The following is a 15,229-nucleotide window of genomic DNA, read 5'->3' on the forward strand; positions in this document are numbered from 1 at the left end:
TGTCTTCTCATGCTCTAATTCATGCAAGCAGCACATTTTTAGCAAGAGTATACCAGCAAATTTGGCTCTGCTGGTCTATCCAATTAAGGTTTGAATCAGGATATTGAAAAATCGAGATTATTTTTTCTTAATAGTACTGCAAATGGATAAGCCCTCTCTGAGGGTTCAAGCACCATTTGATAATGTGTTTGTTGTTTATATCGCGCTAATGCTGAGTGGAAACCTTGTCCGCCACAGATTAAGGCGGACAAGGATGATGCAGTATGGGTTAGAACTTACTGATCACTTTCACGCTGTCGTTTACTTCGCTGACGTCAACAAATCCGATCATATTGGGATTGGCGGCAATCAATGCGAGCATTTCAGCGCTGGAGTCGACGACTTTGGGCGGTTGACCTTGGCCTGAAAAGACCAGTTTTGACCAATAGGCTTTTAACTGACTCTCGGTTTTATTAAGGATCTGTTTAACAAAGGCATCACGTGCGGGCGTGCCTTCAGGTTGATCGAGTGCGACGACAGTGCCACCACTGGGGAAAGACTTGAGTTTGCCTAAATAGATCCGTGAAATATCCGCAGCGCTAATTTCTGACGTATTAGAAGGGTGCACCACGACGGCAATTTCGGCTTGAACACAGGCACTGCCAAATAGAAGCGCACTGGCGACTAAGGTTTTTATCATCAACCGAGAACTTATTAATAGTTTCATGCTTAACTCCTTAAAAAACTAAGTCTATTGCCATACTCAGCAACTGTTCATCGGAGGACGGTTTGTCGTTACTGTAGTTGGTGTACTCTAGTTTCAGTGCGGCAGAAGGATGGAAATCCCAGCGGGTGCCTATGATGTAGTAGGCGCTGTCTTCCTGCTGTGCTTCAAGCGCTGCTTGTGTTCCAAAAACAAGCGGTGCGAGTGCAGCTTGGTTTGCCGGTGGCAGACCATTGTAAACAGGTAACATAGCGTCATAGGCATCGTATTGGGGCTCACCTTTATCAATACCGTAGGTCAAGTGGAAGGTGAAATCGTGATAGCGGATCCCGCCGGAAACAAAGGCTGAATCTTGAATATTAAAGCTACTGGGATCGACATCAATTCGCGTGTATTCGGCCAAAATAAACCATTTTTCAGCATCATATTTAACGTTAGCGCCAATGAGTAACGCGCTGTCATTAATCGGTAAAAGATCATCAACTACTTGCTGAGTAAAGAGTCCTGTTTGAGAAATTGCATTACCTAAGCCAAGCAGTGCGGGTAATTCGTAGGAGAAATCGGTAACTATGCCAATATTTAAACCGTACTCAAACCCTGAGGTTACAAAGTTAAAGTTCATTATGTGGCCCTCGGCGGAGAAGGGCGCAGGAGGTGTTGATGAACCTGTAGGCGAGTAGTCAGAAACTGAAGTGGTAATGTATTTATAGGTCAAACCTACTTCGGTATCGCCCCATAAATCGGCATAAACTAAGCCTACACCTTCACCTGAATTAAATGGCAGGGAATAAACTCCGCGGGGCGGAGTGATCCAGTGATAGGCATAGCCTACATCAATATAATCGGAGTATTTATAGAGATTAAAACGTTGGCGACCTGCCATAAGCATAAGTTTGTCGCTGATGTCATAGGAGATATAAGCCCATTCGAATTCAGCGCTATAATCGTTACTGCCTCTGGATAGCACTTGTGCAGTCGCTCTTAAGCCACTACCAAGATCGGCGGTAAATTGTAAGGCAACTTTGGAATCATTATTAAAATCGAGTTCTTTATCGTAACCATAATAGCTTTTATCGTCACTTAGACTTGAGCCCGCGACAATAGAGGCAAATCCATTTATTTGAACATCGGCATAAAGAGACGGCATATAAAGTGTGCTGAATACGCAGAGGGCAACTGTACTTTTTCTCATGGCATAATACCTTGTTGAGGGAATACAGTATAAAGGTAGTTGATAATTAGTAGATTTCACCTTTGTGCAACATTTTTTAAGCCGCTTGGAACAAAAACAACGTCTTTAATTGTTAATAGAGGTTTCACAGGTGAGTTTAATGAAACGAGGCGTGCTCAATAACAGACTTTAATAAAGTAAAGCCTAATGTATTTATCCATAAAATAGGAATTAAGTATGGGTGAGCAATATTGATATAAGCACATCTTGGTAACATGTGCTAAGTAGAAATACTCATCTTCAAGATGCGAGTTTTCGCACCTTGAAGCGTAGATTTAGCGATTGATTAATAATATTTAGCCAGAAAATCGGCTAAATGTTGGTTAATAAATTCCGCTTGTTCGAGAGTTGATATGTGTCCTGCAGCAGGAATATGCACAAGTTGGCTGCCGTCAATGGCATCACTCATCAGGTAACTTTCCAATACGCTGCGGGCCTTATCTTCCACGCCAGCCATGATGAGGCAGGGCCGCGTCAATTGCTCGGCGTATTCCATGGTATCGCGACGACCAAAAATCATTCGTCCAAGTTTAACTATCGTGGGGATTTGCTCCGCTGTGATACTGGCAAGGGACTGTTCAAAGCCCGTAACCAGTTCGGGCGTGTTATTCTCGGCATCATTGGCGAAGAATAAAGGTGAAATTGCACTGATCAGCGGCGCAGGGATCGCCTTAGCGGCGCTGATCATATCCAGCATGCCATCATATTTCGCACGGGTGACTTCGGGTTCGAAACCGATAAAACTGTTGAGCATAACGAGGGTTTTAACTCTTGTTGGTGCTTTCAGTACCAATTCTGCGCCCCACATAGCACCGACAGATTGTCCGACAACACTAAAGTGAGTTATCTCAAGAGCATCCATTAGCTCAAGCATTTGATCGGCAATATCGAGTAGCGTTTTGCTGTTATTGGGCAGTAAATCTGACTGACCATGGCCCCAAAGTTCAGGCACTATGCAGCGATATTGGGCGCTTAAGGTGGCAATTTGAGGCGCCCACATAGCGCTATCCCATAAATAACTGTGCCCAAACAACAATACAGGGCCTGAGCCGACATCAAGGTAACTTAATTTTCGATCGGCAATAACAAGCTGCTGACGGTGTGAAGAAAAATCCATAAAACCTACTTAATCAAATATATCATTGTGTTAAAAAGCATTTTGGCGCCCATTTTGACGATATAGCGCTAGGCTTAACCTTTGTTGACTGATCTTGGCGAGTATTTCGCGATTAGGGCTGAGCGATACGCAGCACATATTCATCTATTAGACAGTCTAATCGGGCGAGTACTGCATCTTTGAGCAACATATCACTGTTTGCTAACAGTGTGGCTAATTCCGCACGATCAAATTGCGGCAGCAATAATTGTGAAATAGGGAAATAGCTGATGTGCCAAGGTTCTGGGCTCACCGCACTTTGTCCCTGCTGAAACGGGAAGTAAAAGCCAAAATGATGGGCATTTTCTACCAGCCAAGCATGCAATTTAGCGCAGGGACCACCCTGAACATATTCAGCTTCAACAAGGCGCAGGGCTTTAACATCAATTTGAGCCGCATCGAACACATCGAGATCGGTACCCCAATGGTGGCGTGAAGCGCCGGGCAACGCCGACCAGAGCAAAATCAAGTCAACTATGGCATCGTCACTTAAGCCCTGAATATTGACCGGTAACTCATTGGCATCCAATACCGCGCGTTTACCGCTAGCCTTGGCATTCCAAATTGCCAGTTGCCGTTCAAAGGGACGATGAGCTGAGCAAATAGCGAGTTTTATGCCCGCATCTTCAGCTTTTGCCGCCATAGACTTAAAAGCGATAGCTGTGTTCTCCTCTAACCCAAAGCTATGATAACCAAGGTGATACGGGCTTAAATAATCCACTAATTCAGGGGAGCTTAAGCCGTAAAGCTTTGCGGTTTCGGGACGGATCTTAAGGTGTGCTAACACAGTAATTGTTCCAAAATGACTTCATAACACAGGGCTAACTGCTCAAGGTCGTCCACTTTAACGCATTCATTCACTTTATGAATGGTGGCGTTGACAGGGCCAAGCTCTAACACTTTGGCACCCGTTGGCGCGATAAAGCGACCGTCTGACGTGCCGCCTGTGGTTTGTGGATCGGTTTCATAACCTGTGACTTGGCGGATCGCGATACGGGTTGCATCTAATAACGGGCCATCACCGGTTAAAAATGGCAGACCATTGAAAATCCAGCTGATATCGTAATCTAGCTCATAGGCTTTCAGTAGAGTTTCAACTCGCTCAATCAAGATTTCGGCGGTCACTTCGGTGGAGTAACGGAAGTTAAACATCACGTCCAGTGCACCAGGGATAACATTCGATGCACCTGTGCCGCCATTAATATTGGCGATTTGGAAGCTGGTGGGCGGAAAGAACTCATTGCCATTATCCCAGTGCATTTGACTTAGCTCGGCTAAGAAAGGCGCGGCTTTGTGGATTGGATTATCGGCAAGGTGTGGATAGGCCACGTGGCCTTGAATGCCTTTCACGGTTAAGTTGCCGGTTAAACTGCCGCGGCGACCATTTTTGACCACATCGCCCAGCTTTAGGGTTGATGAGGGTTCGCCGACTAATGCCCAAGTGATCTTCTCGTTGCGCGCTTCTAAGGTATCAATGACTCGCGTCGTACCGTTAATAAATGGGCCTTCTTCATCGCTGGTGATCAAAAAGGCGATAGAGCCATGATGATCGGGATGTTTAGCCACAAACCGCTCGGTGGCAATGACCATAGCCGCCAATGAACCTTTCATGTCCGCCGCGCCGCGGCCATATAAGTAGCCATCAATGATGGTGGGCACAAACGGCGGCGTGTGCCAACGGCTCACATCACCCGTTGGCACAACATCTGTGTGGCCGGCAAAACAAAAAACCGGACCTTCATTGCCACGGCGAGCCCACATATTGGTGGTGTCTTCAAATACCATAGATTCGATATTAAAGCCGATGGCGCTGAGTCTTTCAGCCATTAAGGTTTGACAGCCTTCATCAAGCGGCGTCACCGAAGGGCGGGCGATCAGCGCTTTTGTCAGTTCTGTAACGGGATAATCGTCGGCTGGCATCATAGTGAAAATACTCTTTTATAGGCGGCTTCATCAAAGCCAATCAGCACTTGTTCACCGACGACCAAGACGGGGCGTTTGATCAGTGTCGGTTGCGCCAGCATAAGTTGAATGGCTTTGGCTTGATCGATATTGGTTTTATCTGCGTCACTGAGGGCACGAAAGTTTGTGCTGCGCTTATTGAATACGGTTTCCCAGCCTGAGGTTTTACACCAGAATTCGAGGTCTTCTTGACGTAGGCCGTCATCTCTAAAATCATGGAAATGAACTGGAAGTTGATGATTTTCAATCCATTTACGTGCTTTACGCACTGTATCGCAATTCTTAATACCGTAGAGGGTCAAAATGATGCTCCAGTGTGGATGGACGCTTGGCTTGCAAGCATTGATTTTGCTGGCATTGTGGCATTGTGCGTCGCATGTCACAAGTGGGATGTGTTACTGAGGTAGCGTGAGCATAAAATGTCAGTGTGCTTGAAGCGTATTGGGATTATCGGGTGATGTCTGTCACTTTATGTAACCAAACGCCCTCAGGGCGTTTAGTCATATCTTGCTGCTTACTGATGCCGTATAGCACGCTTCATTGAGTGCGCTGCGGGCTTAACGGTAATGGGATGGCGTTGACTAAAGTTGCCAATTTAAATCAAAATCATAGCGAATGCCTAAGGCTATGATAGTGTTGTTTTCACGTTGATCATTATTTTGTTGTAAATATTCTAAATGCATGCGGACATTTGTTGCGGCTTGCCACTCTAAGGTGAGATTGTAGCCATCATAATTTTGGCTGCTGGTATCTTCTATCCCATCTTCAAACCTGAAGTATCCTAGTTTCAGCTTATAAGCTTTCGCAACTGGAATCGCGATGGCGCTATCAAATGTATTACCGGTTCTATTGACTGCGGTTTCAAATTCGTAGTCTTTATGCTGATAACCAACGGCGGCATATATGCCATTGCTAAATTCATAGGAAATGACGCCCCCGGCCAGTTGTTCTTCTCCAGTCATAATATCGTTCACATAGGTATCCTGTTGTAAGTAGGCGATACCTACGTGAAATCCACTCTGGTTAAATCCTGCGCCGACATTAATTACATCGGCACCACTGCCACCTGAGTTACCATCAAAAATGGCTGAAGCCATTAAGGTGATTGGCTTAATGTTAAGCTCATAGATCAAGGCATTATCAACAAAAAATGGACTCTCTTGGTTATAACCAAAGGGGCTATTCGCATTGTTAAAGATATCGACATATTCAGCGACTAAAGTGTACTGCACCGGCCTTTGGCGCCCAAAAGTCAACTTGCCATAGGGAGAATCGATCCCCGCAAAGGCGAGTCTCGCCTCGCCGAATCGGCCATTGTCATCGAGACGGATTTTCCATTCACCTTGGGCAATGGCACGCCAACCAGAGGCGAACTCGGTTTCAGCTTTAACCCCTAAGCGGGAGAGTGCATCGCCGATATCCCACACATCCTCACCTTTGTCTTGGTATTCTAAGGTCGGACGTAGTGAACCGTAGAGGATAAAACGACTGTCTTGTAGGGAGGATTGCAATGAGGGACTGGCAGGCTCCGCTTTGGCTTGTTGCTCCAGTTCTTTAACTCTTTGCTCGAGTTGTTGCAGTCGTTCCGACTCTTCTGTGGTTGTTTGGGCATTAGCCTGTAGTGGGATCTGAAGCATGCTAACTATGACGAACAACGTTATTTTGCTCATGATGAGGTCCTGTTGTTAGTAGATGTCATGGTGAGCCATGGATAAAATCATGGCTCACTGGCTTAGACTATGAATTTATTAAGGATTGCATCTTGTTCTTTGATGTATTGAGTTTGCGTATGCATGGCTGTATTTGCATGAACTGCAGTGTCAGAAACTTGGACTGATAAATCTTTGATCCTGATAGTATTATTGTTAATTTCTTCAGCTACTAAACTCTGTTCTTCCGCTGCAGAGGCAATTTGTAGGTTCATATCACTTATCTGTAATATTGCTTCACGAATTTTGTTTAATGCGGTATTAGCACCTTGGGCGCGTGTAACCGCATCTTCTGCATTATCTTTACTTTGGTTCATTACCTCTGCAACAGCCCTTGCTCCTGCTTGAAGTTGCTCTATCATGTTACGGATTTGAGTTGTAGATTGTTGAGTCCTTTGGGCGAGGGTTCTGACTTCATCTGCTACCACAGCAAAACCACGACCAGAATCACCGGCTCTTGCTGCCTCAATAGCGGCATTTAAGGCTAATAAATTTGTTTGATCTGCAATGTCATTGATCACTTTCAATATTGTGGCAATGTTGTCAGTTGCAGATTCTAATGTTTTGACTTCAGTGACGGCCATATCGATTTTGGATGACAGGGCATTAATGGCATCAGTTGTATCGCTGACGATTTTAGAACCTACACTTGTCGCTTCATCTGCTTCTTTCGCAGCAGAAGCCGCTCCTTGGGCATTACGGGCTACGTCAGTTGAAGTGGTTGCCATTTCGTGCATGGCAGTTGCAAGTTGTTCTAGTTCATGCAGTTGCGAGTTCATGGCATCAGTAGATTGCTGTAATTCTAGCGATGTCATTTCTGAACTTTTATGGATGAGCTGGCCAATGGATTTAGATTGAATGATCAACTGTTGTAGATTTGCCGTGAAGGTATTGAATCCCAAGGCTAACGCTGAAAACTCAGTGTCTGTTTTAGTATTTAAGCGTTGAGTCAAATCACCTTCGCCAGAAGCAACATCTTGAATTGCATCGTTTAATGTTTGTAATGGGCGCATTAAGGTTGTGATCAATAGTAGTAGGGTTGTGATACTGATGATTAAGGCGAGAACGGAATAGAGAATAGAGCTATTGCGTAAGTCCGTCACTGCAGCATAGGCAATCTCCTCATCCAAGATAACACCAACATACCAGTCCTCTCCCGCAACGCGTGAGAAATCCAAGGTGAAGCTTTTTCCCTCTATGGTTACTTTTTGTGGCGTTTCCATCACTTTGACATTAGGTAAATAATCGGCCATAAGAGTGCCATTTCGTTTTTCCTCTGGGTGGGCTATGGTCGTTCCATCCCCAGAAACAATAAACACATGGCCAGCGTTGAAGAGTTTGACCTCATTGACGAGTTTGGCTAACCCGACCAAGCTAACATCATAGAAAATGGCACCGATGAATGTACCGTGATCTTTCACGGGCGTCGCAATTGAGACGAGAATTTCACCGGAGGCTGAGTCCGCATAGGGAGCCGTGATGATTAATTTATCGGCTTGTTTTGCATCGAGATACCAAGGCCTTACTCTTGGGTTCCATCCCGCACCCGGATCCCAGCTAGGATTATTATTGATATTCGTGCCATCTTTTTCATAACCTAAACCGACGAGAATAAATGCATTTTTAACTATGGGGCGAGTGATGACTGCACTGATGTGTGCGGGCGTGAGATCTTGTTCCAGTAGGCTGGTCGTATAAGCTGCCAATTGTTTACGGGCTTCAATTTCCGATGAAACCGTATTTCTAACCCCATCGACGATTTCGGTGACACTGGCTTCCACCTGTGCCTGCATTTCATTCTGAATCGAGTAGTATTGTTTGGTCGTTAGAAGCGTTACTGTCACTAACAGTAACGCAGAGGATGCGGCGACAATCTTATGACTGAACTTCATTGTTATTCCTCTGTAATATTAAAAGCACCTTTAGATGTATAGTCATGATTTCGTTCGAGAGCCAGCGGGTACATTGATCTTTTTGCTTTTTGTGACCAATGTGAGCCGATACTCTGACGCTCGAACAGCACTCGCTATACAGGATAGGAAGTTTTGTTGGCCTGGTTGTCTTAGTCTACTCGGCCTGCAAATAGCCACATTGCTAACGTGCTTTCGATAGTCATTCAATCCTACATCTGGGTGGTTGATATTTGGTTTATTCTGTTTTAAATCAGTTTGAAACATTATGTCGGTTTTGTGATGAAAATATTTCAGCTATCAGACAGGCCTCTTCGCGAGGAAAGTGGAGATAAATAAAAGGCTGGCGCCTTTGGGGGAGCCAGCCTTTTTATATCAATCAAGGGTATTTTCAAACTGCTAATTCAAACACTTAAAGTAAAGCTTGATTAGAGCTGTACCGTAAAGATCACGTCTTTGCCTGCAGTGACGCTGCCTTGGGCTTTGTCGAGGTATTTGACATCTTCCATGTTCGCCAAAACGACAGGAGTGAGTAGGCTGTCGACTTGATCTTTTAGATAATCAATATCGAATGACAGAATCGGATCGCCGACTTTCACTTCTTGACCTTCCTGGGCTAAACGTTTAAACCCTTTACCTCTCAGCTCGACTGTACCTACACCAAAGTGAACAAATAGCTCTAAACCTTGGGGAGACTCAATACTGAATGCATGATTTGTCTCAAAAATTTTACCTATGGTGCCGTCGATAGGCGCCAGAATGAATTCGCCTTTGGGAGCGATAGCGATGCCATCACCGACAATCTTTTCAGCAAAAACCACGTCGGGGACTTTTTCAATGGCGACGATATCCCCGGAAACGGGGGCATATACCATGATACCGCCAGCTAACTGAGTCTGGCCCGATACCAAGCGCCTTATTCGGCTTAAAAATCCCATAATCTAGAGCCTCTTTTGCTTGTTTTTGTCATTGTTTTTGTTCTGTAACGCAGCATAACGAATAAATGTCTCTATTTATAGCTTGTTATACACTGTTGTAAGCTTGCAATTCTATCTTGTTGTAATGCCGTGTGCGCTAATGCTGAAAATTGTGTGATGCTGCCTTGGCAAATGGCCGCTTTCACTTCTAAGAGTGAGCTTAAGTTAACACTGAGTTCGTCCAACCCCATGCCGATTAACAGCGGCGCAATTTGCGGTGAACTGGCGAGTTCACCGCACAGAGAAACTTTAACATTAGCGGCCTTAGCTTGGGTTATTGTCATGTTAATTAAGGCTAAAATGGCAGGCGAAAGGGACGGATAGTCACGGGTAAGCTGCGGGTTTGTCCTATCGGCTGCCATTGCATATTGGGTTAAATCGTTGGTGCCAATGCTGACAAAATCAAGTCTTGGCAGCATAGCGTTGAGGTTGAATACCGCTGCAGGGGTTTCGACAACGATACCGTAGCTAAGTTCGCCATAGCCTTTCTCTTCTTCTTCCAAGGCATCTTGGCACTGGGCAATAAGTGCAAACACCTCGTCCAATTCTTCGACTTGATTGACCATAGGGAACATCAAACGGATCGGGCCATGGTTAGCGGCACGCAAAATTGCCCTCAATTGGGTTTTAAATAATTCTGGGTGCGCCAAGGTGTAGCGAATGCCGCGAAGACCCAAGGCAGGATTATCTTCAATTTCTTGGCATAAACAGGGGAGTTCTTTGTCTGCACCGATATCTAAGGTGCGGATGGTAAAGGTTTTACCGCCTAGGGCGTGCAATGCATCGCAATATAAGTTGTATTGGGCTTTTTCATCGGGCAGGGTGGCGACGTTCATCAACATAAATTCGGTGCGAAACAAACCTATTCCATCGGCGCCGACATCGCTGACATGAGTGATGTCGTTGAGATTACCCACGTTTGCCATGAGTCCCACGGTATGACCGTCTTGGGTTTGCGCTGGGACATCCTTGTAAGTTTGAAGTGCCGCGCGCCTTGCTTGTTCATGGTGAAAGGTGACTGTGAGTCTTGCCTGTTGGTCTGGATTGGGATTGACACAAAGTTCACCCGCGAGTGCATCGAGCACTAAGGGCGTACCGTTGGGAATAGAGTCTGCGTCGAACTGACAACTTAAGATGGCTGGAATGCCGGCTGCTCTGGCTAAAATGGCCGTATGGCTCGTTAAACCGCCCGTTTTCAGTACAATACCGCAGAGGTTTTCCCGCGGCAGTAAGGCAAATTCGGCGGGGGTCAAATCCTGCGCTAATAAGATAGTGGGTCTATCGAGTTTTTCGAGCCCTTGAGCTAAATGGCCGTTTATCGCCGCGACGACTCTTTGGCCTAAACAGCGCACATCTTGGGCTCTATTGGCTAAATAGGGATCATCTAAGGATTGTAACTCATTGGCCTGATGGGCAAAAATACGTTCAACCGCCACACTTGCCGACAATTGTAAGGTGCGAATAGCATCGTTCACTTGCTCGATTAATTCATCGTCTTCTAATAACAATAAGTCGGCTTCGATCAACTGATAATTTTCGGAGTCGCTGTCGAGTGCAGCTTGGCTGTGGGTCAGTTGTGCCTGTAGTTCTTGCAAGGCTTTGGCAAATTTACCCTGTTGTTGAGGGATTTTAGACAGGGGAATAGGGCGATAATCGAGGTGATGTTCGGTGTGGAGCAGGTGAAGTGCCTGTCCAAAGGCAATTCCCGATGACACTATAATCCCCGTTATTGACATATCCCTTCCTAAATTAACCACTGAACTGAGTGTCCGTTAGCGATAGCGAGTCTAGTTGAGTGACGCTAAGCTTGTAAAGCGTTTGTATGTAAAGCATTAGCATGTCAAGACGGTCGAGACGAGTTTTTTGCGTGTCGGTTAAACCTGCAGATAAACGCATTTTAGCGTAAGAAAAGGCCTAGCTTAGGGTAATGAGCAGCTCAGAGACTTTCTCAACCGCGGCCTGAGCCTGTTCACCTTCGGCAAACACTCTTACCGTGACGCCAGAATATAAGCCTAAGGTTTGTAGCTTAAACAGACTCTTAGCACTGGCTTGCTTACCATTACACTCGACCATGACATCACAGTCAAAGGTTTTGGCTTCTTTAACCAGTAAGGCTGCTGGACGGGTGTGAATGCCATGTTTGGCGGTAATGGTGACTGTTTTTTCGTACATAGTAGATGAACTCATATTTAAAGGGGTATTACATTTCGTCTTTCGATTCTATGATGTGATAGCCCTGTTTTTTCAAGGCGGCGATGGCACTTTTGAGGCGATTATTTTTTACTAAAATGTAATCGGTATCAAAGGTCGAAATCGCAAAAATACTGATTTGTTCGTCCGCTAAGGTGCCAGACACTTTAGATAAAATGCCTGTCATCGAAAATCCCAGTGGCCCGAGTACTTCAAAGCAACACCAGCCCGGTTCTTGCTCTAGGCTGTCGAGTTCCATTTCACTGGAAACGACTAAAGATAAACCTTCTTGGGTCTTACCAATGAAATACATGTCCTGTGCAAAAACCTCACTGGGCAATACGGCATTCGGGCTAAAGCTATGAATTGTGTACTGTTCAGGGTGAACGGCTAAGGTCATTCGCATGGCAGTGTCTCGGTTGGATTTTTAAGGTTAAAGCATACCGCATATCAAACGTTAGCGTGACAGAGAATTTGTGGTTAATGGGATTTTTTCGTTGAAATTCATTGTTGGTGAGCTAGCGGTTAATAAGCGTTACCAGAAGGTTTACCCAAAGAAAAGGGCGCCCTATGGCGCCCCAATCGACAAGTCATGCCGTTCTCATACACTTTCGTTAGATTTTAAACTGGCCTAAGGTGCGGGACATGTCTTGGCTAATGTCTTGCAGTGACTGAGCTGCATGGCTATTACTTTCGTTAGCTTTTACTGAAACTTCGGTTAATTCCGAAATATTACAAATATTTCGATTAATTTCTTCGGTCACCAGTGATTGCTCTTCGGTGGCGCTGGCTAATTGTGTGTTCATGTCACTGATATGGGCAATCAATTGCAGAATCGCCGCCATGGCTTTACCCGCTTCGTGGGCTTGGGCCTGCAGCTCATCGGATTGCAGTTGAGTTTGATTGTTGCTCTTCATCACTGAGCCAACACCGGATTGGATCTCGCTAATGATTTTTTGGATCTCATTGGTCGAGTCTTGGGTGCGAGTAGCAAGGGCGCGGACTTCATCGGCAACTACGGCAAAACCACGGCCGTGGGTCCCAGCTCGAGCAGCTTCAATGGCGGCATTGAGGGCGAGCAAGTTGGTCTGCTCGGCAATGCTGCGGATCACATCGAGAATGCTACCGATTTGCTGTGAGGCGACGCCCAGCTTTTGGGTGATGACTTCAGAGGCTTTTAATTCTGCCACCAGTTTTTCTGTGTTGCTGACGGTGTTGTCGATCACGACTTGGCTTTGCTGCGCTTGTTCTTTTACACTGTTCGCCGCATCGGCCGCTTGCTGGGTGTTGCTCGCCATTTCGTGGGTGGTCGACAGCATTTGATTGACGGCTGTGGCGACGCTGCCAGTTTCTCTGTGGATATGTTCAGCACTCTGATTGGACTCTTCAACTGCAATCAAAAGCTGTTTTGCATCTTTATCTAATGCTTGGCCTAAAGGTTGTAAATGGCCGACCATGTCGCCAATTTTTTGGGCGAACATGTTGAAGGCGCGGGCGAGATGGGCAATCTCATCTTTACCTTGAGCATTAATGCGCTGACTTAAGTCGCCTTCGCCTTGGGCAATATCTTCAAGGGCATCAATAGCATCATTTAATGGTGAGGTGATGGAATGGTTAAGCACAAGGAAGAAGGCAAAAATCGGCACTGAAATCAAAAACATGATAATCAGATAGTCGATAATGACTGACTTTAAGCTCGCTTTGACATCGCTAAGATAAGCGCCTGTTATGACTGTCCAACCCCATTGTGGGTAGTAACGGGCTTCAGCAAGCTTGTCTTCTATCGCGCGGGTCATAGGATCGGCGATAGGGTATTCGAGGGTTGTTTTCGATTTAGCACGCGCTAATGGCAGCATAGTGGCTAAGGGATTTGTGCCATTAGGTAACTTGAAGGTTAATGCTGAGGTACCAATAAGATTTGCGCTATCCCCGTGGGCGAGGATTTGATTATTATCATCAATAACAATGAAGTAGCCGGAACCTGAATAGCGAGTTTGATTGATTAAATCCGCGGCGATTTGTTTAGCTTCTGATTCGCTAAACTTACCTTTGAGCGCATCCTGACGGTGCACATCTATCACACTTAACATGCTGGCGAGCTGACCGTCTATCTGTAGCCATTTCTGCTCAATTAAATTACTGTACTGCTCTTTAATTGAAAAACTGGCAAAACACACAGTCCCTATCGCGGCCATAAGGAGCATCATCATTAAGCGTTGCAAAATGGTAAATCGGCGCAAAAATGTGATCATTTGGATTCCTTAAGGGCTTATTATTGTGCATCAATATACCTGCGAATCAATCTCAATTGAATCGTCTGTGACATAAATTAAGCAAAAGCCGTTATAAAATATGAGTTTCTTTGATCTAAAGCAGGGAATAGTGATAGGGAACTTTAATCTGTTGCATTATGGGGCATGTTCTTATTAAGTTAGGCCGTTTTATAAGTCGTTTCATGTTGAAGGTTTTATCTGATCTATTAAATATCAATAAGTTAGCATTATGTTAATTTTGCCATCTTGCTATATTAGGCTAATCAATTGTTTTAATTTTGATTTTTTACGCTTTTACGCGCAAGATTAATTCATTATTCAGTTTGAGAATCGATTATGACCACAAATACTATCGTAACGTCGGATGATATTTTACTGAAGTTATGCCACTCAGTCGCCCACGTCCTTTCTAGCACCAGTGCCAGCAATGTTACCCATGCGGGTATGGTACAAAGTATTGCGCGTACTCGTCTTAAACCTGATCTCGGTTGTTTCTCGATTTTCGACGGTGGTTTTTCAGGGCTGGTTGTGATCAACTTTTCAGCCTCTGCAGCGATTGAAATCTACCGTCGCTACATGCTGAACATGGGCATGCCTGAGTCTGAGCTCGCGTTTTCGCATACGTCAGATGAAGTGAGTAATGTGATGGGCGAACTGATGAACCAAATCTTAGGGGATTTTATTAATAAAATTTCAAAAGAATTGCAAACGTCAATCAGCCAAAGCCAGCCAAAAATGTTGACGATTAATAAAGAGCTAACCATATCAATCGACGCTAACTTAGACGATGCGGTTGCCCGTAGAGTGTCGTTTAGAACTGAAAATAACCATATTTTTTACCTCGAGTTTGCCATGGACAAAACCGAATTCATTCGCTTAGATGAATTTGTCTACGATGAAGAATTCGATCCCGATAGTCTGTTAGAGCAGCACAGTTCGATTGGGGGAAATAACGACTCAAATTCGAATGTTTCGCCTTGGGTTAAGATGGCCGATAAACCCGCCATTGCGACTCGTGCCATTGATAATGAAGCCGATGATTTGCTCGATCAGCTCGGCATTTAAGCAGAGTCTCTAATGTAAGACGGATGTTAACTCATTCGTCTATACAAGTGGGT

General features: G+C 45.1%; 14 protein-coding genes. 1 reads left to right on the plus strand and 13 read right to left on the minus strand.

Features of this window, described 5'->3' with window-relative positions; all coding sequences use genetic code 11:
* Positions 1–268: 268 nt before the first annotated feature.
* The 13 genes from L5L94_RS02790 to L5L94_RS02850 form a co-directional block, all read right to left on the minus strand.
* On the minus strand, positions 269–706 hold the full coding sequence (locus L5L94_RS02790) for a phosphate ABC transporter substrate-binding protein (RefSeq protein ID WP_105252606.1): 438 nt from the start codon (positions 704–706) through the stop codon (positions 269–271).
* 10 nt (positions 707–716) lie between these two features.
* Positions 717–1,895 (minus strand): porin, encoded by a 1,179-nt coding sequence (locus tag L5L94_RS02795; RefSeq protein WP_105252605.1) that lies wholly within the window; start codon positions 1,893–1,895, stop codon positions 717–719.
* 325 nt (positions 1,896–2,220) lie between these two features.
* Positions 2,221–3,051 carry an alpha/beta fold hydrolase gene (locus L5L94_RS02800; RefSeq protein WP_263138723.1) on the minus strand — a complete coding sequence of 277 codons (831 nt, stop codon included), beginning with the start codon at positions 3,049–3,051 and terminating at the stop codon, positions 2,221–2,223.
* Positions 3,052–3,163: 112 nt separating this feature from the next.
* On the minus strand, positions 3,164–3,877 hold the full coding sequence (locus tag L5L94_RS02805; RefSeq protein WP_263138724.1) for a M15 family metallopeptidase: 714 nt from the start codon (positions 3,875–3,877) through the stop codon (positions 3,164–3,166).
* Positions 3,871–5,010, minus strand: coding sequence for a succinyl-diaminopimelate desuccinylase (dapE, locus tag L5L94_RS02810; RefSeq protein ID WP_263161410.1), 1,140 nt, complete (start codon positions 5,008–5,010; stop codon positions 3,871–3,873). Before dapE ends, L5L94_RS02805 begins: the two co-directional genes overlap by 7 nt.
* Entirely contained in the window at positions 5,010–5,354 is a 345-nt protein-coding gene (locus L5L94_RS02815) for an ArsC family reductase (RefSeq protein ID WP_263161037.1), read from the minus strand. The genes dapE and L5L94_RS02815 overlap by 1 nt, the downstream gene beginning before the upstream one ends.
* Before the next feature lie 279 nt (positions 5,355–5,633).
* Positions 5,634–6,722, minus strand: a complete 1,089-nt coding sequence (locus tag L5L94_RS02820; protein WP_263161039.1) for a porin — start codon at positions 6,720–6,722, stop codon at positions 5,634–5,636.
* Positions 6,723–6,784: 62 nt separating this feature from the next.
* Positions 6,785–8,653, minus strand: a complete 1,869-nt coding sequence (locus tag L5L94_RS02825; RefSeq protein ID WP_263161042.1) for a methyl-accepting chemotaxis protein — start codon at positions 8,651–8,653, stop codon at positions 6,785–6,787.
* A 446-nt stretch (positions 8,654–9,099) separates the two neighbouring features.
* On the minus strand, positions 9,100–9,609 hold the full coding sequence (gene crr / locus L5L94_RS02830) for a PTS glucose transporter subunit IIA (protein ID WP_263161044.1): 510 nt from the start codon (positions 9,607–9,609) through the stop codon (positions 9,100–9,102).
* A gap of 71 nt (positions 9,610–9,680) precedes the next feature.
* Positions 9,681–11,384 (minus strand): phosphoenolpyruvate--protein phosphotransferase, encoded by a 1,704-nt coding sequence (gene ptsP, locus L5L94_RS02835; RefSeq protein WP_263161046.1) that lies wholly within the window; start codon positions 11,382–11,384, stop codon positions 9,681–9,683.
* 178 nt (positions 11,385–11,562) lie between these two features.
* Positions 11,563–11,820 (minus strand): HPr family phosphocarrier protein, encoded by a 258-nt coding sequence (locus L5L94_RS02840; RefSeq protein ID WP_028760055.1) that lies wholly within the window; start codon positions 11,818–11,820, stop codon positions 11,563–11,565.
* Positions 11,821–11,848: 28 nt separating this feature from the next.
* Positions 11,849–12,244 (minus strand): ACT domain-containing protein, encoded by a 396-nt coding sequence (locus L5L94_RS02845; protein WP_198573284.1) that lies wholly within the window; start codon positions 12,242–12,244, stop codon positions 11,849–11,851.
* Positions 12,245–12,452: 208 nt separating this feature from the next.
* The gene (locus L5L94_RS02850) at positions 12,453–14,090 is read right to left on the minus strand and encodes a methyl-accepting chemotaxis protein (RefSeq protein ID WP_263161047.1); all 1,638 of its coding nucleotides are present in this window, start codon (positions 14,088–14,090) and stop codon (positions 12,453–12,455) included.
* 357 nt (positions 14,091–14,447) lie between these two features.
* Between L5L94_RS02850 and L5L94_RS02855 the strand changes: the two genes are divergently transcribed.
* Positions 14,448–15,176: a DUF3334 family protein gene (locus tag L5L94_RS02855; RefSeq protein ID WP_028760052.1), complete on the plus strand. Its 729-nt coding sequence runs from the start codon at positions 14,448–14,450 to the stop codon at positions 15,174–15,176.
* Positions 15,177–15,229 lie beyond the last annotated feature (53 nt).

It is taken from the genome of Shewanella sp. SM21 (assembly GCF_025654335.1).
GTDB lineage: Bacteria > Pseudomonadota > Gammaproteobacteria > Enterobacterales > Shewanellaceae > Shewanella > Shewanella oncorhynchi.

Bases quoted from the DNA above. Each gene is read 5' to 3' on its own strand.
- L5L94_RS02790 (WP_105252606.1), bottom strand. From the start codon at position 706: ATGAAACTATTAATAAGTTCTCGGTTGATGATAAAAACCTTAGTCGCC.
- L5L94_RS02795 (WP_105252605.1), bottom strand. From the start codon at position 1,895: ATGAGAAAAAGTACAGTTGCCCTCTGCGTATTCAGCACACTTTATATG.
- L5L94_RS02800 (WP_263138723.1), bottom strand. From the start codon at position 3,051: ATGGATTTTTCTTCACACCGTCAGCAGCTTGTTATTGCCGATCGAAAA.
- dapE (WP_263161410.1), bottom strand. From the start codon at position 5,010: ATGCCAGCCGACGATTATCCCGTTACAGAACTGACAAAAGCGCTGATC.
- L5L94_RS02820 (WP_263161039.1), bottom strand. From the start codon at position 6,722: ATGAGCAAAATAACGTTGTTCGTCATAGTTAGCATGCTTCAGATCCCA.
- L5L94_RS02825 (WP_263161042.1), bottom strand. From the start codon at position 8,653: ATGAAGTTCAGTCATAAGATTGTCGCCGCATCCTCTGCGTTACTGTTA.
- crr (WP_263161044.1), bottom strand. From the start codon at position 9,609: ATGGGATTTTTAAGCCGAATAAGGCGCTTGGTATCGGGCCAGACTCAG.
- ptsP (WP_263161046.1), bottom strand. From the start codon at position 11,384: ATGTCAATAACGGGGATTATAGTGTCATCGGGAATTGCCTTTGGACAG.
- L5L94_RS02840 (WP_028760055.1), bottom strand. From the start codon at position 11,820: ATGTACGAAAAAACAGTCACCATTACCGCCAAACATGGCATTCACACC.
- L5L94_RS02845 (WP_198573284.1), bottom strand. From the start codon at position 12,244: ATGCGAATGACCTTAGCCGTTCACCCTGAACAGTACACAATTCATAGC.
- L5L94_RS02850 (WP_263161047.1), bottom strand. From the start codon at position 14,090: ATGATCACATTTTTGCGCCGATTTACCATTTTGCAACGCTTAATGATG.
- L5L94_RS02855 (WP_028760052.1), top strand. From the start codon at position 14,448: ATGACCACAAATACTATCGTAACGTCGGATGATATTTTACTGAAGTTA.